Source organism: Saccharothrix sp. 6-C (genome assembly GCF_016695385.1).
GTDB lineage: Bacteria > Actinomycetota > Actinomycetes > Mycobacteriales > Pseudonocardiaceae > Actinosynnema > Actinosynnema texasense.
In genome coordinates, this window is record NZ_CP064192.1 from 3899824 (window position 1) to 3923085 (window position 23262).

Genomic DNA, 23262 nt, shown 5'->3' on the forward strand with positions numbered 1-23262 from the left:
CCTTCGCGATTGGGACAACGTCGGGGCGGTCAATTGCGAGCTGACATCGCTCATTCCCGACCGGACGAGACAAGACGGGGCTCAATAGTGCGCACACTCGTCGTGGGACTGGGCCGAGCCGGTGCGGACCTGCACCTGCCGGTGCTGGCCAGGGCGCGGACCTCGGTCCGACAGCTGTTCGACGACCGGCCGATCGTGGCGTGCGACCCCCGGCGGCTGCCCCCGGAACGGCCTGGCGTGTCGATGGTGGGCAGCCTGGCCGAGGCCGCCACCCTGCTCGACCCGGGCGACACGGTGGCGCACGTCTGCACGCCGCCGTCCGTGCGCGCCGAGGTGATGGCCGAGCTCGCCGAGCGCGGTTTCCGCAACGTGATCGCGGAGAAGCCGCTCGCCGCCGACGCCGACGACCTGGCCCGGGTGATCCGGCTGCGCCGCAAGCACGGGCTGCGGATCGCGGTGGTCGAGCCGTGGCTGACCAGCTCGCTCACGGTGCGGCTGATGGAGCTGGTGCGCGGCGGCACGCTCGGCGAGCCGAAGTCCGTCTCCATCGTGCAGAACAAACCGCGCTTCCGCCGCTCGTTGACCAGGCCCAGCCACCTGACCGCGTTCGACGTGGAGCTGCCGCACGGCGTGGCCCTCGCGCTGCGGCTCGCGGGCAGCGCGCGGGTCACGCACGCGGCCGGGTTCGACCTCACCGTGGGCGACGTGGTCGTGCCGCGGATGGGCGGCGCGCGGATCGGCCTGCGGCACAACAGCGGTGTGCGCACGGAGATCAGCTCGGACCTCACCTCGCCGGTGCGGGAGCGCCGGATCACGGTGGAGTTCGAGAAGGGCAGCGCGGTCGGCCACTACGCGGTCAGCGACGACGACGACCACGCCCAGCTCACCGTCACGCTCAACGGGCGGCGCGAGCACGAGGTGCTGCGGGACGACTCGCTCACCGAGTGGGTGCTGCGCGCCTACCGGCTGTTCCACGCGGCGGGCGACCAGCACGCGCGGGGGTTCGCGTTCGCCACGGACGTGGTGCAGCTGCTGTCGGTGGCCAAGAACATCTGCGCCGAGCCGGTGATCCCCGCCGCGCGCGGCGAGGCGTCGCCCGGCCCGGTGGCCGCGCATGTCCGCTGAGCCGGTGCTGGCGGGCATCGCCGACGAGGCCGCGCCGGACTTGGCGGGCCAGTTGGCGGTGCTCGCCGAGCTGGGCTGGTCGCACCTGGAGCTGCGCACCGTGGACGGGCGGGCGGTGGCGGACTTGGACGACGGCGAGTTCGCGGTGGTGGCGAAGGAGCTGGCGGCGCGGCAGGTCCGGGTGGTGTGCCTGGCCTCCCGGATCGGGGGGTGGGCCCGGCCGATCAGCACGCCGTTCGAGGACGACCTGGCCGAGCTGGACGTGCTGCTGCGCCGCTGCGCCGCGCTGGGCACCCGGTACGTGCGGATCATGTCGTACCCGAACGCGGGCCTGTCCGAGCGGCGGTGGCGCGACCGGGTGATCATGCGGGTGTCCATGCTCGCCGAGCTCGCCGGCGCGGCCGGGGTCGTGCTGCTGCACGAGAACTGCTCCGGGTGGGCGGGCACGAGCGCGGAGCGCGCGCTGGACCTGCTCGACGCGGTGGACAACCCGGCGTTGAGGCTGCTGTTCGACACCGGCAACGGCGTCGCGCACGGCTACGACGGGTACGCGATGCTGCGCGAGGTGGTCGCGCACGTCGAGCACGTGCACGTGAAGGACGCGTCGGGTGACCGGTTCGTGCTGCCCGGTTCGGGTGACGCGCGGGTGGCCGACTGCGTCGAGCTGCTGCGCGCCCGCGGTTACCGGGGCGCGTGGTCGTTGGAGCCGCACGTGTCGCTGCGCCCGCACGAGTCGGGCGCGCTCGCCCCGGACGCCTCACCCGCGTTCGTGGCGGCCGGCCGGGCGATGGCCGGGCTGGTGCGGTGATCGGAGACTGGGCGGCGAGCGGAGCCGTGCGGTGATCGGTGAGGACCGCGACCTGCTGTTGCGGCTGCTCGCGCTGCCGACCGCGGGTCCGTTGGAGACCACCGACGAGGTGCGCCTGTGGGACGCGGTGCACGCGTACTCGGAGGCGGCCGAGTCCTTCGGCATGCGCACCGTGCACCTGGGACCGGCGCGGGAGGCCGACGTGCTGCGCCACGACGTGCCCGCCGTCGTGCGGGAGGCCATCGCCGAGGACCCGGGCTTCCTGGCCGGGCAACCGAACCTGGTGCTGCGGGTCGGCCACGCCGAGCCGGTGGTGATGTTCAACGTGCACCTGGACACGGTCGCGCCGTTCGAGCCGGCCGGGTTCGACGGCGTCCGGTTCCACGGCCGCGGCGCGATCGACGCGAAAGGACCGGCGGTGGCGCTGCTGGCCGGTGTCCGCGCCACGATGGCCGAACCGGCGGTGGGGCGGGACGTGAGCGTGCTGATCCAGGCGGTGTCCGGCGAGGAGGGCGGCGCGATGGGCGTGTTCGGCACCCGTCCGCTGGTCGAGGCCGGCTACCACGGCGGCCTGAACGTGTTCTGCGAGCCCACCGGCATGCGCTACCTGCCCCGCTCGACGGCCGCGATGACGGCGTGCGTGCAGGTGCGCGGCGAGGACGCGGTCGACGACCAGCCGCAGGCCGGGCACAACGCGACCGTGCTGCTCGGGTTCCTCGCCCAGCACCTGGCGGGCGCCCTGGCCGGCCGGGTGCCGGACGGGCGGGTGTGCGTGGCCGGGCTGCACACGGGCCGGATGCACAACCGCGTGTACGGCGGCGGCGAGCTGCTGCTGAACCTCTCCTACGGCAGCACGGCGTCCGCGCGGGTGCTGGCCGTGGCGCTGGACGCCGCGCTGAGGGAAGGGCTGGCCGAGTTCACCGCCCGCTTCCGGGGAGTGCCGCCGTTCCAACGCACCGCCGTCGACGCGGCCCTGATCACCCGGTTGGTGTGGCGCAAGCGCGGGCTGCCCGCCCTCCCGCCGCAGGACGTGCCGCTGCTGGACGGCATCGTGCCGCGCTGGCCCGCGCACGAGCCCGCGTTCACCTGTGACGCGATCTGGCTGGCCGACGTGCCGGGCGCGCACACCGCCGTCCTCGGCCCCGGGTCGCTGGAGGCCAACAACGCCCACGCGCGCGGCGAGCACGCCGACGTCGCCGACCTCGACCGGTTCGCCGACGCGGTGCGGGACATCGTCGTGAAGTTCGCGCGGAACGGAGGAACATGACCGTCCTGGTGCCCTACCCGACCCTGCTCGACACCGTCACCGGTGTCTTCCGTGCGCGGGGCGTGCCGCCGGACCGGGCGGCGGTCGCCGCGGAGGCGCTGTGCCACGGCGACCTGACCGGGATGAGCACGCACGGGGTGGTCAACCTGACCCGGCTGTACCTGCCGCTGTTCGACTCCGGGCGCACGGAGCCGACGGCCGACATGGCGGTGGTCGCCGACCTCGGCGCGTCCGTGCTGGCCGACGCGCGCCGGGCGCTCGGGCTGTGGTCGGCGTCCCAGGCGGTGGAGCTGGCCTCGGCGCGGGCGGCGCGGTACGGGATCGGGATGGTGACGTTGCGCGGCGCGACGCACATCGGCTGCGCCGGGTACCACGCGGCGCGGGCGGCGGCGCACGGGATGGTCGGGCTGATCGCCTCGAACTGCGGCGGCCAGCGCATCGCCCCCGCGCCGGACGGCCGGGAACCGCTGCTCGGCACGAACCCGCTGGCGTTGGCGTGCCCGGCGGGCGACCGGCCGCCGTTCGTGCTGGACATGAGCACGACCGTGGTGCCGACGGGCCGGGTGCGGGCGGCGGCGCGCGCGGGCGAGCAGGTCCCGCCGGGGTGGCTGGCGGCGGACGACGGGACACCGGTGACCGACCCGGCGGCGTTCGACCGGGGTGACGGGCGGCTGCTGTGGCTGGGCGGGGCGACCGAGACGGGCGCGTACAAGGGTTTCGGGCTGGGGCTGCTGGTCGAGGTGCTGGCGGCGCTCGTGCCGGGCGCGTCGACGGGGCCGCTGTCGTCGGTGTCGCGGGACGACGACATCGGCGTGACGGCGCTGGTGTTCGCGCCGTCGGCGCTGCGCTCGGGGTTCCGGGAGGACGCGGCGGCGTTGTTCGGCGCGGTGGCGGGCGCCAAGCCGATCGACCCCCGCAAACCGGTGAGCTACCCGGGCTGGCACGAGGGCGAACGCGCCCGGTGGCGCCGGGTCCACGGCGTTCCGGTGCCGGACGAGCTGTACGAGGAGCTGCGCTCGATCTCGCCGGCCCTGCGGGCCGTCGGATGAGCGGGTCGGAGGCGGTCGGGCCACCGGCGTCACGGGCGGGCGGACCGCGGACGGACGGGCCGGACCCGAGTCGGCCGGCGGCGGGCGCGTTGCCCGCGATCCGGCTGGGGGTGGTCGGGTTGGGCGTCATCTCGCGGTTCTACCTGGCCGTGATCGAGTCCTCGCCGCGCTTCGAGCTGGCCGCCGTGTGCGATCTCGACGAGCGCACGTTGACGGGGCGGCGCGTGCCCGCCTTCCGGTCGCACCGGGAGATGCTCGACGCGGGCGGGTTGGACGCGGTGGTGGTGACCGCGCCCAACGACGTGCACGCGGCCGTCGCCGCGGACGCCGTCGAGCGCGGCCTTCCGGTGTGCGTGGAGAAGCCGTTGGCCACGACCCTGCGGGACGGGTTGGCGGTGGCCGAGGCGGCGCGGGCGCGGGACGTGGCGCTGTTCACCGCCTTCCACCGCCGGTACAACGCGAACGTGCTGGCACTGCGCGACAAGCTCGCGGGCGCCGCGCCGATCGTGGAGCTGACCGTGCGCTACCTGGAGCGGATCGAGGAGCACGTCGGCGAGGACCGCTGGTACCTCGACCCGGCCCGGTCCGGCGGCGGCTGCGTGGCCGACAACGGGCCGAACGCGCTGGACCTGGCGCGGTTGTTCCTCGGCGAGCTGACCCTGGAGTCCGCGCGGGTCACGCGGGTGGCGGGCATCGACCGGCAGGCCGTGCTGCACGTGCGCGGTTCCGCGCCGGCGGTGGTGGAGCTGGACTGGTCGCACCCCGGCGAGATGAAGGACGTGACCGCGCGGCTGGCCGACGGGACCGTGCTGGGCGCGGACCTGCTCGCCGGCTACGCGGAGTTCAAGGGCTCGCTGTGGCACGAGTACGAGGGCGTCCTGCGGGACTTCGCGACGGCCGTGGCGGCGCGGTCGGCGTGGCGGGACGGCGGGCTGGCCGCGTTGGACCTGGTGGACGAAGCGTACCGACGAGAGGGTGTTTGATGGTGGAGGACGGCGAGAAGCGGGCGGTCGGCGGCCGGGTCGTCAAGGTGCTGGTGCACCGCCGCGACGACCGCGGGATGAGCCTGGAGCCGTTCGCGAGCCGCTGCGTGCGCCGGGGCGAGGTGCACGAGCTGGTGACGACCGACCACGAGGACACGGCCGCGGGCGCGCGGATCGACCGGGTCGCGTTCCTCGGGTTCGTGGAGATCGTCAACGCCGGCGTGATCGACCGCGGCGACGAGGTGTGGTGCGACGGCGAGTTCGTCGGCTCCGTGCTCGGTTTCGACGCCTGCCACCACCCGAACCACTACAACATCCTCATCACCAGCCCGACCCCGCGCACCGGCCCGGAACTCGGCCTGCGCCCCGAGATGGACGTCCTGTTCAGCCCGGCGGTCGTGGCGGTGCCCGCACGCTGAAACCACGACGGCGCCCCGGAGCTTCCCGCACCGGGGCGCCGTCGCGCGGATCAGGTCAGTGACCGAGGAGCGGCACGTCCAGCGTGCCGAAGTGGTAGGCGCGCACCGCGGCCACCAGCTCGTCCACGGTCAACGTCCCGTTGCCGGTGGTGTCGATCGTCCGGAACGACTCGACCGCCGACGAGGCGTCGACACCGATGGCTTCCAGCCACTTGCGGAACTCCGACGGGTTCACCTCGCCGTCGCCGTCGGTGTCGCACAGGCCCACCATCGCCGCGACCGTCGGCCGCACCACGCGGTTGAACCCGGCGTCGCCCTCCGCGAACACCTGCGCCTCGACCACGCTGAGGAACTGGTCCTCGGTCATCGCCCCGTCCGCGCCCACACCGGCCTTCGCCGCCAGGAACTCGTACATGGAGATGTAGGCGTCGACCAGGGCGCGCGCCTGCGGCGACGAGGTGTCCTCGCCGAACGCCTCGATGATGCGCCGCGCCTCGGCCTCGTAGTCGGACTTCTCGATGCGACCGTTGCCGTTGACGTCCCACTTCTCGAAGCGCTTCTTGAGCCGATCGCTCTTGACCGCCGTGGACATGACCATTCGGACACTCCTAAAAATGTGTGGTGAGGTGGTTCCAGCGGAACCACGTGCTGATCCGGTCCGCGGACCGGCTCCCCCGTCAGGGGACTCTCAAAGGCGCATGACCTCCCCTCCCGGCACGCTGCCCGTGACGTCGAGCAGCCGCCGCGAGTTCCTGGCCAACCGGCCCAGGTCGTAACCGCTGTGCGCGACGAGCAGCACGGTGGCGTCGCTCGCGCGCAGCGCGGAGTCCAGGTCGGCGACCGGCGGCCCGAGCGCGGGCACCTCACCGGCCACCGGGTCGTGGTAGGCCACGACCGCGCCGAGCGCCCTCAGCTCGTCGGCGATCCGGAACGCGGCGGACTCCCGGGTGTCCGGCACGTCCGCCTTGTACGACACGCCCAGCAGTAGCACCCGCGCGCCGTCGACGGGCACCCCCGAGCGGGCCAACAGCCGCACCGCCCGCTCGACCACGTAGGACGGCATCGCCGAGTCGACCCTCCGGGCCGCTTCCACCACGCCCAGCTGCGCGCCCTCGCGACGGGCCTTCTCCAGCAGGTAGCGGGGGTCGACGGGGATGCAGTGGCCGCCGACGCCCGGCCCGGGGGTGAACGGCTGGAAGCCGAACGGCTTGGTGGCCGCGCAGTGCAGCACGTCCCACACGTCGACCCCGAGCTGGTCGCAGAACACCGCGATCTCGTTGACCAGCGCGATGTTCACGTACCGGTAGGTGTTCTCCAGCAGCTTCGCCATCTCCGCCTCACGGGTGCCGCGGGCCACCACGACGGAGTCGACGAACCGGCAGTAGAAGGTGGCGCAGTGCTTGGCGCACAACGGGGTGTGGCCGCTGACCACCTTGGGCGTGTTGCGGATGCCGAAGCTGCGGTTGCCCGGATCGATGCGCTCCGGCGAGTAGCCGAGCGGGAAGTCCTCGCCGGCCACGAGGCCGTGCCGCTCCAGGATCGGCCGCAGCACCTCGTCGGTGGTGCCGGGGAAGCTCGTGGACTCCAGGATCACCAAGGTGCCCGGCCGCAGGTGGTCCGAGACGGTCTCGGCGGCGGCGCGGACCGCGCCGAGGTCGGGTCGCCCGTCAGGCCCCAGACCGGTGGGCACGCAGATCACCACGGTGTCGGCGCCCGCGATCACGCCGGGGTCGGTGGTGGGGGTGAAACCGTTGGCGCGCATGGCCCGCAACTCGGTGTGCGACACGTCCAGCACGTGCGAACGGCCCTCGGCCAGCGTGCGCACCACGTCCGGGTCGATGTCGTACCCCGCCACCGCCATGCCCGCGGCGGTGGCCGCCGCCGCCAGCGGCAGCCCCACATAGCCGACTCCGACCACGACCAGCTCGAAGGACACGTGCGCCCTTTCCACATCGGTTTGGGTTGACGACCACGGCGGTCAGGCCCTGGAGGTCGCGAGGTGAGGCTCGTGCGTGCCCGGGTCGACGAGCACGTGCACGTCCTTCGGGAGCGGCCGGCGGGACAGCCCCGGCGAACGCGCCGGGCACCGCGCCGAACCAGCGTTCCACTCAGTCCCTCCTCACCGGACGTGACCGCTGCTCGCAAGCTAACAGTCACCCAGAGCAAGAAGCAGCGGCTGAACCGAACACCACTCGGGCAGGTTGCGATCTTCGGTGGACGTTCATCCGGATGGTCACCGAACGCGCGACGGGAGTGGTTGCCGGTGAGCCGGCCACCGTCCGAATTCACGAGTTCGAGCGACACCCACCGGTCTTCCCGGTCGGTTAAGAGGAATGTCAGACGCAAGCGGTGACGAACCCGCACAATGACGGTCACGGCAGGCGCGCACCACGCACGGACGAGCGCCCGGGCGTGTCGCCCCCGAGGGGCCCGGCACCGCCTCAAGCACCACGAGGGATCAACTACGCACAGTGAAGAGCCGGTGAGGCGCGGTCCACAATGGCGTCACAACCGGTAACCGGGCCCACCGCACAGGGGGACGCCGACTCGGCACGGCCGGGACGAAGAGCCGACGGTGGACAGTGCCCGCCGACGGGTGCGGGACCGCAAGCGGTCGGGACAGCCGTCAGACCGTCAGGACAACGTCGGCAACACCTCGGCGGCCACGGTCTCCACGATCGACTCGTCGCCGGCGAACGGACCCTCCGCCCTCGGCCACGGCGCCAGGACATCGGTGAAGCCCAACTCGTCCGCTCGCCCCAGGAAGTCCCGGTAGCACTCGACGCTCGACAGCGAGAACACCGGCGCGGCGTCGGTCTGCAGGAACCGCCGGACCGGCGCCCGGCCCGCGGGCCGGGCGGCCAGCGCCTCGTCGAACCGCGCCGACAGCTCGGCCAACGACGTCCACCACGAGTCGAGCGAATCCCGCGCCGTGCCCAGGGTCACCCACCCCTCGCCGTGCTTCGCGGCCAGGGCCAGCCCCCTCGGCCCGTTCGCGGCCAGGATGAACGGGGTGCGGGGCCGCTGCACGCAGCCCGGCGCGTTCCGGGCGGCCACCGCCGTGTAGTACTCGCCGGAGTAGTCCACCCGCTCCCCGGTCAGCAACGCGTCCAGCAACTCGACGAACTCCTCGTAGCGACGCGACGGGCTCGCCACCCCGGTCGTGCCGCCGAACACCTCCACGTCGTACCCGCCCATCCCGCCCGCGCCGATGCCGACCGCGATCCGCCCGTCCGACAGGTCGTCCAACGCCAGCACGTCCCGCGCGAACGGCACCGGGTGGCGGAAGTTCGGCGACGCGACCATGAACCCCAGCCCGATCCGCGAGGTGGCCAACGCCGCCGCGCTCAACGTCGGCACCGAGCCGAACCACGCGTGGTCGACCAGCGGACCCCAGCCGAGGTGGTCGAACGTCCAGGCGTGGGCGAACCCGTATGCCTCCGCCGCCAGCCACCGCGGCTTCGCCTCGGACCAGCGGTACTCCGGCAGGATCGTGATCCCGGCGCGCATTGCTCCCCCTCCGCCCGAACAAGCGACGCGTTCATTCGAACAGAGCCGGCGTGCACGGTCAACACCGCATCGGGTGATCCCTGCCCGCGGGCGCGAAGCCAGGACGCCCGGCCCCGAACCCCTCGACCGAGGAGTCGGGACCGGGCGTCCGGGTGCGTGCCTAGCCCCAGATCGACGCCGCCCACTCGGGGTGGTCGACGAACGGGTTGCGGTTGTGCTGGTAGTTGTCGTAGATCACCTGGTTGCGGCGCTTCTCGAACGCGTCCGGCGGGTCCTGCGCGTTCCACTGCAGCAGCACCGACAACCGGCCGTGGTACGGCGCGGTGCCGTTGTTGACGTTGTTGTTCATCTCCAGGTTCGGGTAGCCGTCGTTGCCCTCGTACCGCACCGCCATGTAGAACAACATCCGCGCGACGTCACCCTTCACCGCGTTGCGCGGCTCCCACGAGTCGGCGTCGGTGTAGTTGCCCGGCGCCTCGCCCACCGCCGAACCACCCAGGTCGAAGTCCTTGTTGCCCCGCTCCGCGTTCACCGACACGTCCGTCGGCCGCAGGTGGTGGATGTCGGTGCCCGGACCGGTCGCGGTGCCGAAGTCGCCGTGCGACTTGGCCCAGACGTGCTCGCGGTTCCAGTCGTCCGGGTCACCGCCGTTGGTGGACTTGCTCTGCGAGCGGCCGGTGTAGAGCAGGATCACGTTGGCGCTGTTGCCCGGGTCCTGGTCGGTGACCTTCAACGCCTCCCACACCTGGTCGTAGGACAGCTTGGTGTTGGTCCGGATGATCCCGTTCAACGCCGTCTTCAACGACGTGCCGGACTTGCCGAGCGCGTTGCGGTAGTAGGTGTCGTCGTAGCCGCCGCCCGGAGCCGTGGTGGACGTGGTGGTGGGCCGGGTCGTGGTGGACGTCGGCGAGGTGCCGGCGTTGGCGAACGCGGTGGGCGAGGTGAGGCCCGCGTGCGAGAAGTACGCGCTCAACGGGCCGGTGACGTCGATCCGCGCGCCGAGCAGGCCGGGGTTGGTCCGCAGGCCCCACTGGGCCCGGAACGCGGACGTGACCTGCACGTACAGCATCTGGCTCGGGCTCGTCTGGGTCGGCGAGTCGGCCAGCGCCAACGCGTAGTCGGACGGGAAGCCCGACCGCACCACGGTGCTGGTGGCGGTCGGCTGCCCGACGACGTAGCCGCGCACGGTCGCGGACGCGCCGTTCTGCTGCCCGACGGCCTGGGCGACGGTGATCGGCGTGGCGCCGGCGGCAGCGGTGGGGATCAGCAGGGCCGCTGCGACGGCGATGACAGAAACGACAACGGCAAGGGGATTCAGCAGGGGTCGTAGTCGCACGATGGGGTGTCTCCTCCCGGGTGCGGCGGCGCAGGGTGGCCGCACGCAGGCAGGATCGCACGAAAGATCACACGTCAGAGTGAATGATCACCGAACATTCGTAACAAAACGAGACGGCGTCGTCTTTCAAGCCACACTGAAGCTACTGAGGCCACTCACTCGTCGTATCCCGTGGTGGCGCGGGTGATCAACGCCGCGTCGGCCTCCCCGAGCCGCCCGGTCAACGCCGACAGCACGTCCGCGATCTTGCGCTCCTCGTACGTGAAGTGCGTTTCCACCAACGCGGCCACGCCGTCCAGCTCGTGCCCCAGCACCACGGGGTCGACGTCGCCCAGCTCCGCCAGCGCGGTCAGGGCGTCCGACACGATCCGGTGATCACGGCCCAGTTCGTCCAGCACCGGCCGCAGCTCCGGGTGCTCCCGGGCCAGCACGGGGAACACGCCCTCGTCCTCGGCGGTGTGGTGCCGCTCCAGCGCGGCGCAGAAGGACAGGCAGTGCGACCGGAGGTCGGCGACCCCGGCGCCGTCGGTCAGGCCGTCCCTCATCGCCGCCAGCCGCTCGCGCAGCGCGATGTGCGCCTGCACGAGCTGGTTCCCGAACGCCACCAGGCGCGACGACGGCTCGATGACCTGCTCACCTCCGACCGGATCGCACCCTCCGGTCGATCTTCCCACGGCCGGTGGCGCGCCGATCCGCGAGGGCCCGCGGCGGAGCTGCCCGCGGCGGATCAACCCGGGGCCGCGACCGGCTCACTGCTCCGCGCCCACGCGGCCAGTCTCGGCGCCAGCAGGCGGAACACCTCGGGGTCCAGCCCCATGCCGGTGTGCGTGCTGGTCACCTCGACGCAGTCCGCGCACGGGTCGGCGCACAGCTCCCACGGCGCGATGAGGTCGTTGCGGGAGAACACGGCGATGGCGGGCACCTCCAACGGCTGCGCCATCGCGGTGGAGTTGGTGTCGTAGCACGTGCCCGCGAAGCAGTCCTCGTTCAGCAGTCCCGGAACACCCGCCCGCGACAGCCGCGCCATCTTCCGCGCGACCCGCATCACGCTGGGGTGCGCGCCGAGCTGGTCCAGCACCGGGCTGGCGAGCATGACCAGCCCCCGCACGAGTTCCGGCCTGCGCACCGACACCAGCCGGGCCAGACCACCGCCCCGGCTCTGCCCGAACAGCACCACCGGGCCGCCGGTCGCCTCCGCGTGCTTCTCCAGCCTGCGTTCGAGGCGGTCGACCAGCTCGGACGTGCAGCCCACGTTCATGCCGATCCGCGCGCCGGCCGGCGCGTAACCCCGGTTGCGCAGCCACCTCCCGGCCATCCGCAGGCTCCAGTCGCCGAAGCCGAAACCCGGCACCAGCAGCACGCCGACACCGCGGCCCTCGTCGCGGTCGACGGCCTGCCACGCCGGGTGGGACAGCAGCCGCGGGATGCCGAGCAACGCCACCAGCACCTGTTCACCGGCCACCGCGCGGGTCGACTCCACCACGCCCATCCGACCTCCCTGCGTCACGGGATAAGGGGGTTCCCCGTTCGGCGCGGTCCACTCCTCCGGTTTGTCGGCCGAACCGGCGGGAACCACCAGTCCTATGTGGTTGATGAGGCCGCCGGGCGTGTACCGGCCCCAAGAAGACACGTGGTTGATGGCCGAGGCGTTGCGGGAGACCGGCATCCCGCGAGGCGGCCGGGTGCTGGACGTCTGCACCGGCACCGGCGCGCTCGCGGTCGCCTCGGGCCTGGCCGGCGCGGCCGAGGTCACAGCGGTGGACCTGAGCAGACGGGCGCTCCTGGCCACCTGGGTCAACGCCCGGTCGCGCGGGATGCGGGTGCGCGTGCGGCGCGGAGACTTCGGTGATCTGGTCGGGCGCGACGAGTTCGACGTCGTCACGGCCAACCCGCCGTACGTGCCCAGCGTCGGCGTGCCGGACCGGGGCGCCGCGCGGGCCTGGGACGCCGGGCCGGCTGGCCGTTCCGTGCTCGACCGGCTGTGCGCGGTGATGCCGTTGTTGTTGGCGGACAAGGGCATGGGGCTGGTGGTGCACTCCGGGCTGTGCGACCCGGAGGTCACCCTGAGGCAGTTGCGCGGCGGCGGGTTGAAGGCGTCCGTGGTGGCCCGCCGCACGGTGCCGTTCGGGCCGGTGATGCGCGGGCGGGCGGAGTGGTTGGCCCGGCGCGGGTTCATCGCCCGCGGCCAGGAGCACGAGGAACTGGTGGTGATCCGTGCCGACGCCGCGTGAGGCCAGGGTGGTGACCGTCGTGCCCGGCGGCCCGGTCCTGGTGGAGGGCCCCGTCGAGGTGCGGCTGGACGACGGGACGGTGGTGTGCTCGGACCGGTTCGTCGTCGCGGTGTGCGCGTGCCGCCGCAGCAAGCGTTACCCGCTGTGCGACACGAGCCACCGCAAACGACGCTGACCGGTCCGCCGGGACGTCAGAGGGGCAGGCGCAACGCCGTCTGCCCCTCTTCCCACGCGCCCAGGAGGTGGTCGCCGAGCCGCTGTTCGAGCAGTTCGGTGGCCTGCACGCCGAACACCACGGATTCGGTCAGCTCGGGCTCGCGGGCCAGCAGGTCGCCGATCACGTCCCGGCGCATCACCTGCTCGTGCACCGCGTCCGCCTCGATGTGCTCGGTGAAGAACTCGACGCACGCGGGGTGCGCGTCCAGCCGTTCCAACGCCTTGGCCATGCGGGTCGCGCTCGGCGCGGTGGTGATCTCGGCGGCGGCGAAGTGCCCCACCAGTGAGCCGCGCAACGACCGGTGCAGACCGCACATCGACATCAGGTTGACCGTGGCCAGCATGACCGCGGGCGCGTGCTCCAGGTACCGGAGGTAGCCGCTGTCCAGGCCGGCGCCTTCGAGCAGGTCGGCGAACAGCCGTGAGTGCATCCGGTCGCCCCGGCCGCCGCCGAACTCGTCGAACTCGACGGCCACCAGCGCCGCCTTCGCCGTGCCGCGCAGGCGGGGGATCACCCACGCGTGCGGGTCCGCCTCCTTCAGGTGGTAGATCGAGCGCAACACCATGTACTCGCGCATGTGCCACCACTCCCCCTCGTCCTTGAGGAAGTGGCTCACGCCGACGCCGTCCACCGGCTCGACCAGCAGCTCGTCCAGCACGCCCTCGATGTCCGCGCCACCGGGCACGTCGGCGCGCAGCCCGTCCAGGAACACCTGTTCCAGCCGGGCGCGCAGGCCCAGCAACCCCGGATCCCACTCCCAGGCGTCCGACACGCCCGCGAAGCCCTGGTAGTGCAGCTCGTAGCAGACGTGCAGGGCCAGGTGCAGGTCTTCGCCGTACGGGTCGGCCGGCACGTGCGACGGCAGCCCGGCCGCCGGCGGTTCGCCGCGCAGGGCGTCCAGGACGGCGGCGGACAGGGGGCCGCGCGGCGCGGGCAGCACCGCTCGGTCGACAACGGGGTCCACAGTGGTCATGACCGTGGACTACCCGCTGCGGCGGGAGTGCACGCGAGCAGCTCCACGGCGTCCTCGGGTGATCCCGCCCTCAGCTGCCGCTGCGCTCCCGTCCCCCGGTCGAGCACGTCGCGCACCAGCGCGTGCACCAGGTCGCGGTCGTCGCCCAGCGCCCCGGACACGTGCTCCAGCAACGCCTCCACCAGCTCGACGGCGGGGACCTGGCGCGCGGTGACGGGGTCGACGCCCGGACCGGACAGCCCGTGCCGGGCCGCCGACCACACGGCCGCCGCCAGCACCTGCTCGTCCAGGTCGGGCGCGGGTCCGGCGGCGCGCGCCGTGTCGACCAGCGCCCTGGTCAGGCCCGCTTGCAGCAGGGCGTCGTCCACCGTGGCGGCGGCGTCGGCGGCCCGCACCTCGACCGTCGGGTACCGGGGCGACGGCCTGGCCAGCCAGAACGTCTGACCGGCGTCCACCAGGACGCCGCAGTCCACCAGCCGGCCGAGCCGGGCGTCGTACTCGGCGGCCGTGCGGAACAACGGCGGCACGCCCGAGCCGGGGAACCGCGCCTGGTCCATCATCCGCCAGCTCGCGTAGCCGGTGTCGCGGTCGCGGTCGAACGGCGAGTTGCCGCCGAGCGCCAGCAGCGTCGGCAGCCACCGCCGCAGGTGGTCGACCACGTGCACGGCCGTCTCCCGGTCGGGCACGCCGACGTGCACGTGACAGCCGCAGCACTGGTAGGCCTCCACCTGGCCGCGGTAGATCGACTCGATCCGCTCGAACCTCTCCCCCGCGCTCAACGCCGGTCGAGGGTCGGCCAACGGCGGTGAACCCGACGCGACCAGCCATAACCCCTCGGCGTGGGCGGCGTGGGCCAGCTCGCGCCGGCCGGCCGTCAACTGGTCGCGCAGCTCGGCCAGGTCCGCGCACACCCCGGTGGAGAACTCCACCTGCGCGGCGTTGAGCTCGCGGTGGACCCGCGCGCCGGGCGGCAGGTCTCGCACGCGGGCCAGCACGTCGACCGCGCGGGCCACGGGACGACGCGTCGACGGGTCCACGAGGAGGAACTCCTCCTCGACACCGATCGTCATCAGGCGGGGTCACGCCGCGGGAGCGGCTTGGTCGCGGGGCCTTCCAGCACGGCGCCGTCCACGTCGAACCGCGATCCGTGGCACGGGCAGTCCCAACTGCGCTCGGCGGAGTTGAACCGCACCAGGCAGCCCAGGTGCGTGCAGCGCAGGGACACCCCGTGCACGCCGCCCGCCTCGTCGCGGTAGACCCCGGCCTTGCCCGTGCCGTCGCGCACCACGCGCGCCTCGCCGACCGGCACGTCCGCCACCGACTGGACCTCGGCGGACTTCAGCCGGTCGCCGACCAGGTCGACGGCCACCTTCGCGTTCATCTTCGCTAGCTTCGGCGTGGCGCCCAGGGTGAGCCGGTGCGGGCTGAACCGCGCCGCCAGCGGGTTCTCCCGGCCGACGATCAGGTCGGTCAGCAGTTCCGCGGCCATGGTGCCGTTGCTCAGGCCCCACTTCATGAACCCGGTCGCGCCGTACAGGGTGGACGAGCCGGGCAGGTAGGGGCCGATCATCGGCAGGTTGTCGTAGGACGTGGGGTCCTGCGCGGACCAGCGGTGGGTGACCTCGGCGATGTCCCAGCGCTCGGCGGCGAACTTGGTCAGCTCGTCGTACGGCTCGCCCGGCGACGTGCCGGGGGCGTGGCCGCGTCCCGCGACGATCAGCAGGTCGCCGGAGCTCGCCAGCGACCAGGACGGGCTGCCCGCGCTGATGCCCAGGCCCGTCGGCGGTGCGCCCGAGGCCAACCGGATCGCGGCGCAGTAGGACCTCATCGGCTCCAGCCGGGCGAAGTACAGGCCGCGGTCCAGGATCGGGTAGTGCGTGGCGATCACCACGCGTTCGGCGACGACCGTGCCCTGGTCGGTGTGGACCCGGCTCGGCGTGCCGTCCTCGAGGCGCAGCACGCGGCTCGCCTCGTAGACCCGCGACCCGTCGCCGTCCACGGCCTCCGCCAGCCCTCGCACGTACTTGACCGGGTCGATCGCCAGCTGGTCGTCCAGCCGCACCGCGCCCGCGATCGGGAACGGCACGCCCATCAGCTCGCCGCGGTCGCGCGCCACGGGCAGCCCCGCCCGCGCGGCGGCTTCGGCCTCCCGCTCGACCGCGTCGAGCTCGCCCTGGTCGAACGCGAACGTGTAGGCGGGCATCCGGCGCAGGTCGCAGGCGATGCCCACTTCGGACACCAGCGCGGCGACCCGCTCGACGGCGGCGACGTTGCCGGAGGCGTAGTCGGCCGCCGCCTCGACCCCGTGCCGGCGTTCGATCGTCGAGTACACGGTGGACTGGAGGGCGGTGACCTTGGCGGTGTTGTTGCCGCTGACACCGCTGCCGACCCGGTCGGCCTCCACCAGCACGACCCGCAGGCCCGCGCGCTTGAGCAGCAACGCCGTGGTGACACCGGTGATGCCACCGCCGACCACCGCCACGTCCACCGCCGTCTCGCCGGTGAGCGCGGGGAACCGGCCGTGCGGGATCGCCTCGGACCACAGCGAGTGGCGGGCGGTCGTGGTCGCTTCCGTCATGTCTAGCTGGTACCCGGGGGTTCCGTGTTCGAACCTCCGTCCACGAGGTAACCCGGGCGCATGCGCACCTTCGCCGATCTCACCGACCTGGTCGCCTTGGTCGAGGACCGCACGCCCGCGCGCGAGCTGTACGTGCGCTGGTCGCGGGGCCCGGAGGCGGACAACGACCGGCGCAGCCGCGACGGGTTGAGCGGCGTGCCGCTGCCCGGCCTGTCCGCCAACTCCCTCGCGGTGGAGCCGTGGTGGGGCGACCGGCCGCTGCGGCTCTGGGTGGCCCGCCGCCTGCACGACTACCGCCACCTGCGGGAGCGCCGGGGGCCGGGCACGCGACCGTGGATCCTGGAGGGCTCCGAGGTCGGTCGCGGCCCGGACAACGAGCCGTTGGTGACCTGTCGCCACCCGATCGGGTGGATCGCGGACGACGTGCTCGCGGAGTGCGAGCACCTGGTCGACGACCACGCCGCCACGAACTGGGGTCCCTTGGACCGGGAGGGTCCGTCGCCGGCCTAGCCGACGGTGAACGTCCTGGTCGTCCCGGTGAACGGGGTGATCGCGCCGGTCCAGCCGCTCTTCCAGTCGCCGTGGTGCACGATCCGGTACGTGCCGGGCGGGGTGTCGGCCGGGATCGTCCAGGTGACCGTGGCGTTCGAGTTGGCCACGCCGTCGCGCTGCCAGCGGTAGCGGGTGGACCAGTCGCCGTCGTCGGCGTGCCGGCTCCAGGCGCCGTCGACCAGGCGTTGGACTTCGAGGAACGTGCCGTTGCGGCGGAGGTCGTTCTTCGGGTGCCCGGTGACGAACACGGCGGTGGCGGTCTGGCCGCGGGCGTAGGTGGCGGCGGGTTGGGTGAGCACCTGGCCGAAGGAGTGCCACGGCGCCTTGTCGTCGAACACCACCCCGGTCTGGAGGTTGATCTCGGTGAACGGCGGCTTGGCGGGCGTCGCGCCCGGCGCGAGGGGCGTGCCGGCGCGCAGTGACGCGGCGAGCTTCGCGAACTCCTGCTGGTAGGCGGGCAGGGTGTTGCGGCCGAACAACGTCGAGCCGCCCTCGTACTGCTGCAGGTCGTACTCCTCCGGCGTGGTCACGTACTGGCTGTAGTCGTTGGCGTAGCCCTGCACCAGCACGTTCTCCAGCGGCACGCCCGCCTCGGCGGCCACCGCGCGCCGGATCCGCAGGCCCGCCACGATCGTCACCTCGCCCGGCACGGCGACCAGGTGCAGCGGGCCGATCTTCACGATCTGCAGCGGCAGCACGTTCGGCGTGGCCTGCACCAGGCCCGTCGGCACCAGCGACGCCTTCGGGTACTGGCAGTCCCGCAGCCACTGCGGCACCTCGACGTCCAGGGGCTCGAACAACGCCTTCCACGGACTGGTCATGCCCTCGGTGAAGCCGGGGATCGCCGGTCCGTCCTCGACGCTGCCGGCCATGGTGGACGCGCCGACCACGCCGGGGCACGTCGTGCCCGGCTTCCCGTCGGTGGTGTACCGGCCGTCCACGGTGACCGCGGCCATGTCCACGAACCGCATCCGGTAGTCCACCGCGCCCGTGACCGGTGTCTGCGGGCCCGCGAACACCTGCTGCGCCTTGCGGTTCTGGCGCTCGCCGATGATCCGGGTGTTCTCCACCTCGTCCTCGGTCGGGCCGGAACCGGGGCGCAGGTTGAGGTTCGGCGACATGTCGCCCGCGTTGGTGTTGGGGAACGCGGCGACGAAACCGGGCCGGTCCTCCAGGTACCGCACGCCCCGGTCGTCGTGCTCCCACTGGTAGGAGGCGTAACCCTTGTTGTCCGGGCTGATCAGCGTGTTCTTGTTGGTCATCGACGTGTTGTGGGTGGCGAACCAGCTGATCGCGCCGACGTCCGCGCCGTTCTGCCGGAACTTCAGCACCGTCATGGCCGGGTCGATCGCCCGCGGGAAGTGGCCCTTGTCGGGGTTGCGCTCGAACGCGACCCGGGAGCGGTTCACGCTCGCGTCGGTCAGCTCGCCGCGCCCCAGGGTCAGCTCGCCGGGCTTGAGGTCCTCGTGCGCCCGCACGACCGACTCGGTGATGCCGTCGGTGATCGCGGCGAGCGTCTGCGGCTGCATGCCCAGGATCGAGAGGTTGTAGGCGAGGTTGTGCGAGTAGCCGCCGGGTCCCGCGTGCGTGTGGGTCGCGGACAGCAGCACGTTCTCGCGGGTGTAGAGCGAGCCGTACCGGGCCTGGAGCTTGGCCAGGACCGCTTCCTGCACCGCCCGGAACATCATCGCCAGGTCCGCGTTGACGTACGCGACGCGCTTGCCGGTGGCCTGGTCGACCACGACGTACGCGCGGGAGCGCTGGCGCTGGTGGATGCCGGTGGTCTTCTGCTCGAACGCCGAGTAGCCCATCATCCCGTTCTCGGCGGCGGGACCGGTGACGTCGGAGATGCCCCTCCCGACCAGGTAGGGCGTGGGCGCGGCGTCCGCGACCGGCAGCCCGACCACCACCAGCGCGCCGACCAGCGCCGTTGCCGCCAACGACCGTCGTGAGACCCGCATCCGCACTCCCCGACCCGATTCGGCTCGCCATACGCGAAACGTCTTCACCTTTACTCGACGGTAGGTGATCGGGCCCACCCGGGCAAGCCCCCGCCCGGCACAGTCGCCCTCGTGACGGCGGGAGGACGACGGCCGGGCCGCGTCGTGCGTCGTCGCGCAGGCCGTGCAGCCGAGGAGCACCTGCCCGGCGGTGAGCCGCGCCGCTTGGACGACCGGGAGCAGAGCGCCGTGCCCCGCACGTCGTGGCCACGGCGGTCGCGCCGCTACGGTTCCGGCATGCGCACGGTCGCCGTCCTCGCCCTCGACCAGGTCGTCCCGTTCGACCTGTCCACGCCGATCGAGGTGTTCAGCCGCACCCGCCTGCCCGACGGCGGACCGGCCTACCGCGTGCTGGTCTGCGGCGCCACGCCGACGGTCGACGCGGGCGCGTTCACCCTCCAGCCACCGCGGGGCCTGGACGCCCTGGCCGACGCGGACACCGTGATCCTGCCCGGCTGCGCCGACGCGACCGCGCCGGTCCCGGACGAGGTGCTGGACGCCCTGCGGCGCGCGGCCGCCGGTGGCGCGCGGCTCGCGTCGATCTGCGCCGGCGCGTTCATCCTCGCGGCCACCGGGCTGCTCGACGGGCTGCGCGCCACGACCCACTGGTCGGCGGCCCCCGCGCTGGCGGCCCGGCACCCGGAGATCGACGTGGACCCCGATGTCCTCTACGTGGACAACGGCCGGCTGCTCACGTCGGCCGGCGCCGCCGCCGGGCTGGACCTGTGCCTGCACCTGATCCGCCAGGACTACGGCTCCGCGGTGGCCGCCGACGCCGCCCGCCTGTCGGTGATGCCGCTGGAACGCGAAGGCGGCCAGGCCCAGTTCATCGTGCACGAGCAGCCGCCGACGACCCGCGGCTCCCTGCTCGAACCCGTGCTGCGGTGGATGGAGGACAACTGCGGGCGCGACCTCGGGCTCGCCGACATCGCCGCGCACGCGGGCATGAGCACCCGCACCCTCAACCGCCGCTTCCGCGAGCAGACCGGCACCACGCCGTTGCAGTGGCTGCACCGCACGCGCATCCGCCGGGCGCAGCACCTGCTGGAGGCCACCGACCACCCGGTGGACCGGATCGCCGCACGGGTGGGCTTCGGGTCGCCCACCGCGTTCCGGGACCGGTTCAAGCGGGTCGTCGGCACCAACCCCCACGCCTACCGCTCCGCGTTCCGCGCGCCCGCTCAGTCGACCCCCGCGTAGGAGTGCAGCCCGACCGCGACCAGGTTGACGAAGAACAGGTTGAACAGCACCACGACCATGCCGACGACGTTGAGCCAGGCCGAGCGCCGGCCGCGCCACCCGGCCGTGGCGCGCGCGTGCAGGTATGCGGCGTAGCAGACCCACGACACGAAGGCGACCGTCTCCTTCGGGTCCCAGCCCCAGAACCGGCCCCACGCCTGCTCGGCCCACACCGCGCCGGTGACGATCGCGAACGTCAGCGTCAGGAACCCGACCGTGCCGGTGCGGTAGGCGATCTTGTCGAGGTCCTCGGCGGGTGGCAGCCGGCGGCGCGGCGCACCCTTCCTGGAGAACTCGCCCGAGCCGGCCAGGTGCAGCGCGCTGACCACGCCGGACAGCAGGAACACGCCACTGGCCATGATCGCGGCGGCCACGTGGACGACGATCCAGTACGAGCGCAGCGACGGCATGAGCGGCGCGGCCTCGGCGTAGAGCCGGTTGCCCGCCAGGAACAGCAGCGACGCGACCGGCAGCAGCACGAACACCGACATGCGGCGCAGGTCGTGCCGGCACACCAGGTACAGCCACGCGCCGACGGCGATCAGCCCGACCGCCGACAGGTACTCGTACATGTTGCCCCACGGCACGCGGCCGGTCGCGACGCCCCGCAGCACCACCGAGGCCAGGTGCAGCAGAGCACCCAGGACCGTCAGCGCGACGCCGGAACGCCCCAGCCGCACGGCGAACGCGGGCGGGTCCACCGCGTGGCGGGTCAGGGCGTACTCGGCCGAGCAGAGCAGGGCGGCGAGCATGTACACGCCGAACGCGCTGGTGAACAGCCAGTCGCTGAGCAGGGCGGGGCCCACGAGGCGGTCACCCACGGCCGGCCCACAGCTGGTCGAGCCGCAGGATCATGACCGGCACGCTCAGGCACGTCACGGCCAGCACGCCCGCGCCCCACCGGGACCGCTCCGCCACCGACCACACCGCGCCGAGCGGCAGCACGACCGCCACGCCGACCAGGTAGCCGAGGAAGGTGGCCCGGTCCAGCTCCCGGTCCGAGCCGAGCACCGCCACCGCGCCGGCGACCGCCTGCGCCAGCAGCCCCGCCTCCAGCAGCAGGACGACCGCCGCCAGGCCGAGCGTCGGCTTGGTGCGCAACGTGATCGGGCGGTCGAGCACGGCGAGCGCCAACGCCCAAACCGCGGCCGCCAACGCGACGACCGTCAACGCGGTCGCCAAGACTTGGATCATCGAGAACCCCTCCGACACGACTACTACGAAACGTAGCACTACACGTTGTAGTAGTCGCCGGAGAGGGTCACCGCACCAGGAAGCTGAGCGGGATGCCGACCAGGACCAGCCCTCCGACCAGGGCGGAGCACCGCAGGGCGGCGGGCAGCGGCGGGAGACCGGCCAGGCGGACCAGCCGTGCCGCGACCGCGACGTCGGCCGCGCCGAGGGCGCCCTCGGGCGGACGCGCCGAACCGAACCTGCGCAGCGCCGAGGCGAGCGGCTGGGCGCCGTGGCGCAGGCTCGCGCTCTCGTCGGCCCGCATCTCCACCAGCAACGCCACCGCCCGCGCGACCGACCGCGCCAGGCGGACCTTCGGCAGCACCGAGCACAACGCGCTGAACGGCAGCAGCACCAGGTCGTGCCGCTCGCGCCCGTGCGCGTGCTCGTGGCCGAGCACGGCGTCCACCTGGTCGCGGGTCAACGCGGTCAGGGCGCCCGAGCTGAGCACGACGGCCGAGCGCGCGCCGGGCACGCAGTAGGCGACCACGTTCGGGTGGTCGAGCACGAAGGCTCCGGGCGCGGCCTCGTCCCGGCGGGCCACCAGCGCCAGCACGTCGCGGTGCCGCCGCCGCACCCGCAGCACCGAGCCCCACGTCCACAGCAGGCCGATCACCAGGTCCAGCGCGGAGAGCAGGCCGAGCACGACCAGCAGGGCGAGCGGTGTCACGTCGCCCCGCACGGCGTCGTCCGCCCACCGCCCCAACGCGACCGGGATCGGCGCGTCGTGAGGCGCGAGGCCGAGGGCGAGCAGCAAGCCGACCGCGGACAGCGCCCACGACAGGCCCAGCATCTGCCACAGCAGGATCCCGGTCCGCGGCGCGCGCCACACCCACCGGGCACGGGCGAGCGGACCGGCCACCGCCACGCACAGCACGAACGTCGCCGCCAGGTGCAGCGCGGCGTTCACCGCTCGTCCAACGCCTGGCTCAGCGCTTCCGCCTCGGGCGCGGTCATCGACTGCGCGAAGTGCGCCAGCGCGGTCTCCCGGTCGCCGGTCAGCGACAACGCGTCCAGCATCAGCCGCGCGACGTACTGCTCGCGGCTGGCCACCGGCGCGTAGTACCAGGCACGGCCCTCACCGGCCTCGCGGCGGACGAACCCCTTCTTCGCCAGGCGGTTCAGCACCGTCATCACGGTCGTGTAGGCGAGGTCGCGGTCCGCGAGCGCGCGGACGACGTCCCGCACCGCGACCGGCTCGCCGCGATCCCACAGGACGTCCATCGCGGCACGTTCCAGCTCGCCGAGCCCGTTCACCGGCACCCTCCACCCGTCACGGGGCGATCGTACGAGGCGCGGCGGCGGGCGGGCTCACGAGCCGCTGATGTTGACCATCCAGGAGATGCCGAACCGGTCCTGGCAGGCGCCGAACTCGTCGCCCCACATCTGCTTCTCCAGCGGCACCGTGACGTTGCCGCCGTCGGACAGCTTCTCGAAGTAGCCGCGCAGCTCGGCGGCGTCGTCGCCGCTGAGGCTCACGGTGATGTTGTCGCCGGGGTTGTGCGGCATCCCGGGCGGGGTGTCGGCCCCCATCAGCGCGTAGCCGCTCGACGTCTCGAGCATGGCGTGCATGATCTTCCCCGCCTCGGGCGCGTCCGCCTGGCCGTACTCGCCGAACGTGGTGAGCCGCAGCGTGCCGCCGAAGACCGATTCGTAGAACTCCATCGCCTCGCGCGCGTTGCCGGCGAAGCTGATGTAGGGGTTGAGCCGAGAGGTCACCGTGTCCTCCTCGAAGGTCGTGC

At 73.1% G+C, this 23262-nt stretch carries 24 protein-coding genes and 1 pseudogene; 10 read left to right on the forward strand and 15 right to left on the reverse strand.

Features of this window, described 5'->3' with window-relative positions; translation table 11 throughout:
• The first annotated feature begins 102 nt into the window (after positions 1–102).
• From IOD16_RS16725 to IOD16_RS16750, 6 genes and pseudogenes are all read left to right on the forward strand, one after another.
• Complete coding sequence (locus IOD16_RS16725) at positions 103–1125, forward strand: Gfo/Idh/MocA family protein (RefSeq protein ID WP_236595035.1); 1023 nt, start codon at positions 103–105, stop codon at positions 1123–1125.
• A complete protein-coding gene (locus tag IOD16_RS16730) occupies positions 1115–1933 on the forward strand; it encodes a sugar phosphate isomerase/epimerase family protein (protein ID WP_201440798.1) in 819 nt (272 codons plus the stop codon). The genes IOD16_RS16725 and IOD16_RS16730 overlap by 11 nt, the downstream gene beginning before the upstream one ends.
• Positions 1934–1964: 31 nt before the next feature.
• Positions 1965–3200, forward strand: a complete 1236-nt coding sequence (locus tag IOD16_RS16735) for a M20/M25/M40 family metallo-hydrolase (RefSeq protein ID WP_201440799.1) — start codon at positions 1965–1967, stop codon at positions 3198–3200.
• Positions 3197–4249 (forward strand): Ldh family oxidoreductase, encoded by a 1053-nt coding sequence (locus IOD16_RS16740; protein WP_201440800.1) that lies wholly within the window; start codon positions 3197–3199, stop codon positions 4247–4249. The genes IOD16_RS16735 and IOD16_RS16740 overlap by 4 nt, the downstream gene beginning before the upstream one ends.
• Positions 4246–5310 (forward strand): annotated as a pseudogene (locus IOD16_RS16745) (Gfo/Idh/MocA family protein); the annotation flags it as partial. The gene IOD16_RS16740 and the pseudogene IOD16_RS16745, both read left to right, overlap by 4 nt.
• On the forward strand, positions 5235–5651 hold the full coding sequence (locus IOD16_RS16750) for a DUF6917 domain-containing protein (RefSeq protein WP_246038289.1): 417 nt from the start codon (positions 5235–5237) through the stop codon (positions 5649–5651). The pseudogene IOD16_RS16745 and the gene IOD16_RS16750, both read left to right, overlap by 76 nt.
• 55 nt (positions 5652–5706) lie before the next feature.
• Here IOD16_RS16750 and IOD16_RS16755 read toward each other — a convergent pair whose 3' ends face one another.
• From IOD16_RS16755 to IOD16_RS16780, 6 genes are all read right to left on the reverse strand, one after another.
• The gene (locus tag IOD16_RS16755) at positions 5707–6249 is read right to left on the reverse strand and encodes an EF-hand domain-containing protein (protein ID WP_328809470.1); all 543 of its coding nucleotides are present in this window, start codon (positions 6247–6249) and stop codon (positions 5707–5709) included.
• Positions 6250–6339: 90 nt separating this feature from the next.
• On the reverse strand, positions 6340–7587 hold the full coding sequence (locus IOD16_RS16760; RefSeq protein WP_201440802.1) for a nucleotide sugar dehydrogenase: 1248 nt from the start codon (positions 7585–7587) through the stop codon (positions 6340–6342).
• A gap of 698 nt (positions 7588–8285) precedes the next feature.
• On the reverse strand, positions 8286–9161 hold the full coding sequence (locus IOD16_RS16765; RefSeq protein ID WP_201440803.1) for an LLM class flavin-dependent oxidoreductase: 876 nt from the start codon (positions 9159–9161) through the stop codon (positions 8286–8288).
• A 160-nt stretch (positions 9162–9321) separates the two neighbouring features.
• Positions 9322–10542: an endonuclease gene (locus IOD16_RS41505; RefSeq protein ID WP_442978106.1), complete on the reverse strand. Its 1221-nt coding sequence runs from the start codon at positions 10540–10542 to the stop codon at positions 9322–9324.
• A gap of 110 nt (positions 10543–10652) precedes the next feature.
• Positions 10653–11102, reverse strand: coding sequence for a hemerythrin domain-containing protein (locus IOD16_RS16775; RefSeq protein ID WP_236595037.1), 450 nt, complete (start codon positions 11100–11102; stop codon positions 10653–10655).
• A 122-nt stretch (positions 11103–11224) separates the two neighbouring features.
• Positions 11225–11986, reverse strand: coding sequence for a lysophospholipase (locus IOD16_RS16780; RefSeq protein WP_236595038.1), 762 nt, complete (start codon positions 11984–11986; stop codon positions 11225–11227).
• 94 nt (positions 11987–12080) lie between these two features.
• On the opposite strand from IOD16_RS16780, the gene IOD16_RS16785 reads away from it, so the two are divergent.
• The gene (locus tag IOD16_RS16785; RefSeq protein ID WP_201440804.1) at positions 12081–12728 is read left to right on the forward strand and encodes a HemK2/MTQ2 family protein methyltransferase; all 648 of its coding nucleotides are present in this window, start codon (positions 12081–12083) and stop codon (positions 12726–12728) included.
• The gene (locus IOD16_RS16790) at positions 12712–12903 is read left to right on the forward strand and encodes a CDGSH iron-sulfur domain-containing protein (RefSeq protein WP_123741612.1); all 192 of its coding nucleotides are present in this window, start codon (positions 12712–12714) and stop codon (positions 12901–12903) included. Before IOD16_RS16785 ends, IOD16_RS16790 begins: the two co-directional genes overlap by 17 nt.
• Positions 12904–12919: 16 nt before the next feature.
• On the opposite strand, the gene IOD16_RS16795 is transcribed toward IOD16_RS16790, so the two are convergent.
• Genes IOD16_RS16795 through IOD16_RS16805 form a run of 3 tightly spaced genes read right to left on the reverse strand, consistent with a single transcriptional unit; the run spans position 12920 to position 16496 of the window.
• On the reverse strand, positions 12920–13918 hold the full coding sequence (locus IOD16_RS16795) for an iron-containing redox enzyme family protein (RefSeq protein WP_201440805.1): 999 nt from the start codon (positions 13916–13918) through the stop codon (positions 12920–12922).
• Positions 13915–14988, reverse strand: coding sequence for a carboxylate-amine ligase (locus tag IOD16_RS16800; RefSeq protein WP_201440806.1), 1074 nt, complete (start codon positions 14986–14988; stop codon positions 13915–13917). The genes IOD16_RS16795 and IOD16_RS16800 overlap by 4 nt, the downstream gene beginning before the upstream one ends.
• Positions 14988–16496 carry an FAD-dependent oxidoreductase gene (locus IOD16_RS16805; protein ID WP_201440807.1) on the reverse strand — a complete coding sequence of 503 codons (1509 nt, stop codon included), beginning with the start codon at positions 16494–16496 and terminating at the stop codon, positions 14988–14990. The genes IOD16_RS16800 and IOD16_RS16805 overlap by 1 nt, the downstream gene beginning before the upstream one ends.
• Before the next feature lie 60 nt (positions 16497–16556).
• Between IOD16_RS16805 and IOD16_RS16810 the strand changes: the two genes are divergently transcribed.
• Positions 16557–17006, forward strand: coding sequence for a DUF6098 family protein (locus IOD16_RS16810; protein WP_201440808.1), 450 nt, complete (start codon positions 16557–16559; stop codon positions 17004–17006).
• Here the strand turns inward: IOD16_RS16810 and IOD16_RS16815 are convergent.
• Positions 17003–19009: a neutral/alkaline ceramidase gene (locus IOD16_RS16815; RefSeq protein ID WP_201440809.1), complete on the reverse strand. Its 2007-nt coding sequence runs from the start codon at positions 19007–19009 to the stop codon at positions 17003–17005. The two genes, IOD16_RS16810 and IOD16_RS16815, sit on opposite strands and share 4 nt — an antisense overlap.
• Before the next feature lie 276 nt (positions 19010–19285).
• On the opposite strand from IOD16_RS16815, the gene IOD16_RS16820 reads away from it, so the two are divergent.
• Entirely contained in the window at positions 19286–20248 is a 963-nt protein-coding gene (locus IOD16_RS16820; RefSeq protein ID WP_201440810.1) for a GlxA family transcriptional regulator, read from the forward strand.
• Here the strand turns inward: IOD16_RS16820 and ccsB are convergent.
• The 5 genes from ccsB to IOD16_RS16845 form a co-directional block, all read right to left on the reverse strand.
• A complete protein-coding gene (ccsB, locus tag IOD16_RS16825) occupies positions 20230–21108 on the reverse strand; it encodes a c-type cytochrome biogenesis protein CcsB (RefSeq protein WP_236595039.1) in 879 nt (292 codons plus the stop codon). The two genes, IOD16_RS16820 and ccsB, sit on opposite strands and share 19 nt — an antisense overlap.
• Positions 21101–21481 (reverse strand): hypothetical protein, encoded by a 381-nt coding sequence (locus IOD16_RS16830; protein WP_201440811.1) that lies wholly within the window; start codon positions 21479–21481, stop codon positions 21101–21103. The genes ccsB and IOD16_RS16830 overlap by 8 nt, the downstream gene beginning before the upstream one ends.
• 67 nt (positions 21482–21548) lie before the next feature.
• A complete protein-coding gene (locus tag IOD16_RS16835; RefSeq protein WP_123741619.1) occupies positions 21549–22430 on the reverse strand; it encodes a M56 family metallopeptidase in 882 nt (293 codons plus the stop codon).
• On the reverse strand, positions 22427–22744 hold the full coding sequence (locus tag IOD16_RS16840) for a BlaI/MecI/CopY family transcriptional regulator (RefSeq protein ID WP_231648311.1): 318 nt from the start codon (positions 22742–22744) through the stop codon (positions 22427–22429). Before IOD16_RS16840 ends, IOD16_RS16835 begins: the two co-directional genes overlap by 4 nt.
• An 87-nt stretch (positions 22745–22831) precedes the next feature.
• On the reverse strand, positions 22832–23239 hold the full coding sequence (locus IOD16_RS16845; RefSeq protein WP_201440812.1) for a VOC family protein: 408 nt from the start codon (positions 23237–23239) through the stop codon (positions 22832–22834).
• Between the last annotated feature and the right edge of the window lie 23 nt (positions 23240–23262).

Coding starts and splice junctions, on each gene's coding strand:
- IOD16_RS16730 (WP_201440798.1), top strand. CDS start 1,115: ATGTCCGCTGAGCCGGTGCTGGCGGGCATCGCCGACGAGGCCGCGCCG.
- IOD16_RS16740 (WP_201440800.1), top strand. CDS start 3,197: ATGACCGTCCTGGTGCCCTACCCGACCCTGCTCGACACCGTCACCGGT.
- IOD16_RS16755 (WP_328809470.1), bottom strand. CDS start 6,249: ATGGTCATGTCCACGGCGGTCAAGAGCGATCGGCTCAAGAAGCGCTTC.
- IOD16_RS16765 (WP_201440803.1), bottom strand. CDS start 9,161: ATGCGCGCCGGGATCACGATCCTGCCGGAGTACCGCTGGTCCGAGGCG.
- IOD16_RS16780 (WP_236595038.1), bottom strand. CDS start 11,986: ATGGGCGTGGTGGAGTCGACCCGCGCGGTGGCCGGTGAACAGGTGCTG.
- IOD16_RS16785 (WP_201440804.1), top strand. CDS start 12,081: ATGTGGTTGATGAGGCCGCCGGGCGTGTACCGGCCCCAAGAAGACACG.
- IOD16_RS16795 (WP_201440805.1), bottom strand. CDS start 13,918: ATGACCACTGTGGACCCCGTTGTCGACCGAGCGGTGCTGCCCGCGCCG.
- IOD16_RS16800 (WP_201440806.1), bottom strand. CDS start 14,988: ATGACGATCGGTGTCGAGGAGGAGTTCCTCCTCGTGGACCCGTCGACG.
- IOD16_RS16805 (WP_201440807.1), bottom strand. CDS start 16,496: ATGACGGAAGCGACCACGACCGCCCGCCACTCGCTGTGGTCCGAGGCG.
- IOD16_RS16810 (WP_201440808.1), top strand. CDS start 16,557: ATGCGCACCTTCGCCGATCTCACCGACCTGGTCGCCTTGGTCGAGGAC.
- IOD16_RS16815 (WP_201440809.1), bottom strand. CDS start 19,009: ATGCGGGTCTCACGACGGTCGTTGGCGGCAACGGCGCTGGTCGGCGCG.
- IOD16_RS16820 (WP_201440810.1), top strand. CDS start 19,286: ATGCGCACGGTCGCCGTCCTCGCCCTCGACCAGGTCGTCCCGTTCGAC.
- IOD16_RS16830 (WP_201440811.1), bottom strand. CDS start 21,481: ATGATCCAAGTCTTGGCGACCGCGTTGACGGTCGTCGCGTTGGCGGCC.
- IOD16_RS16840 (WP_231648311.1), bottom strand. CDS start 22,744: ATGGACGTCCTGTGGGATCGCGGCGAGCCGGTCGCGGTGCGGGACGTC.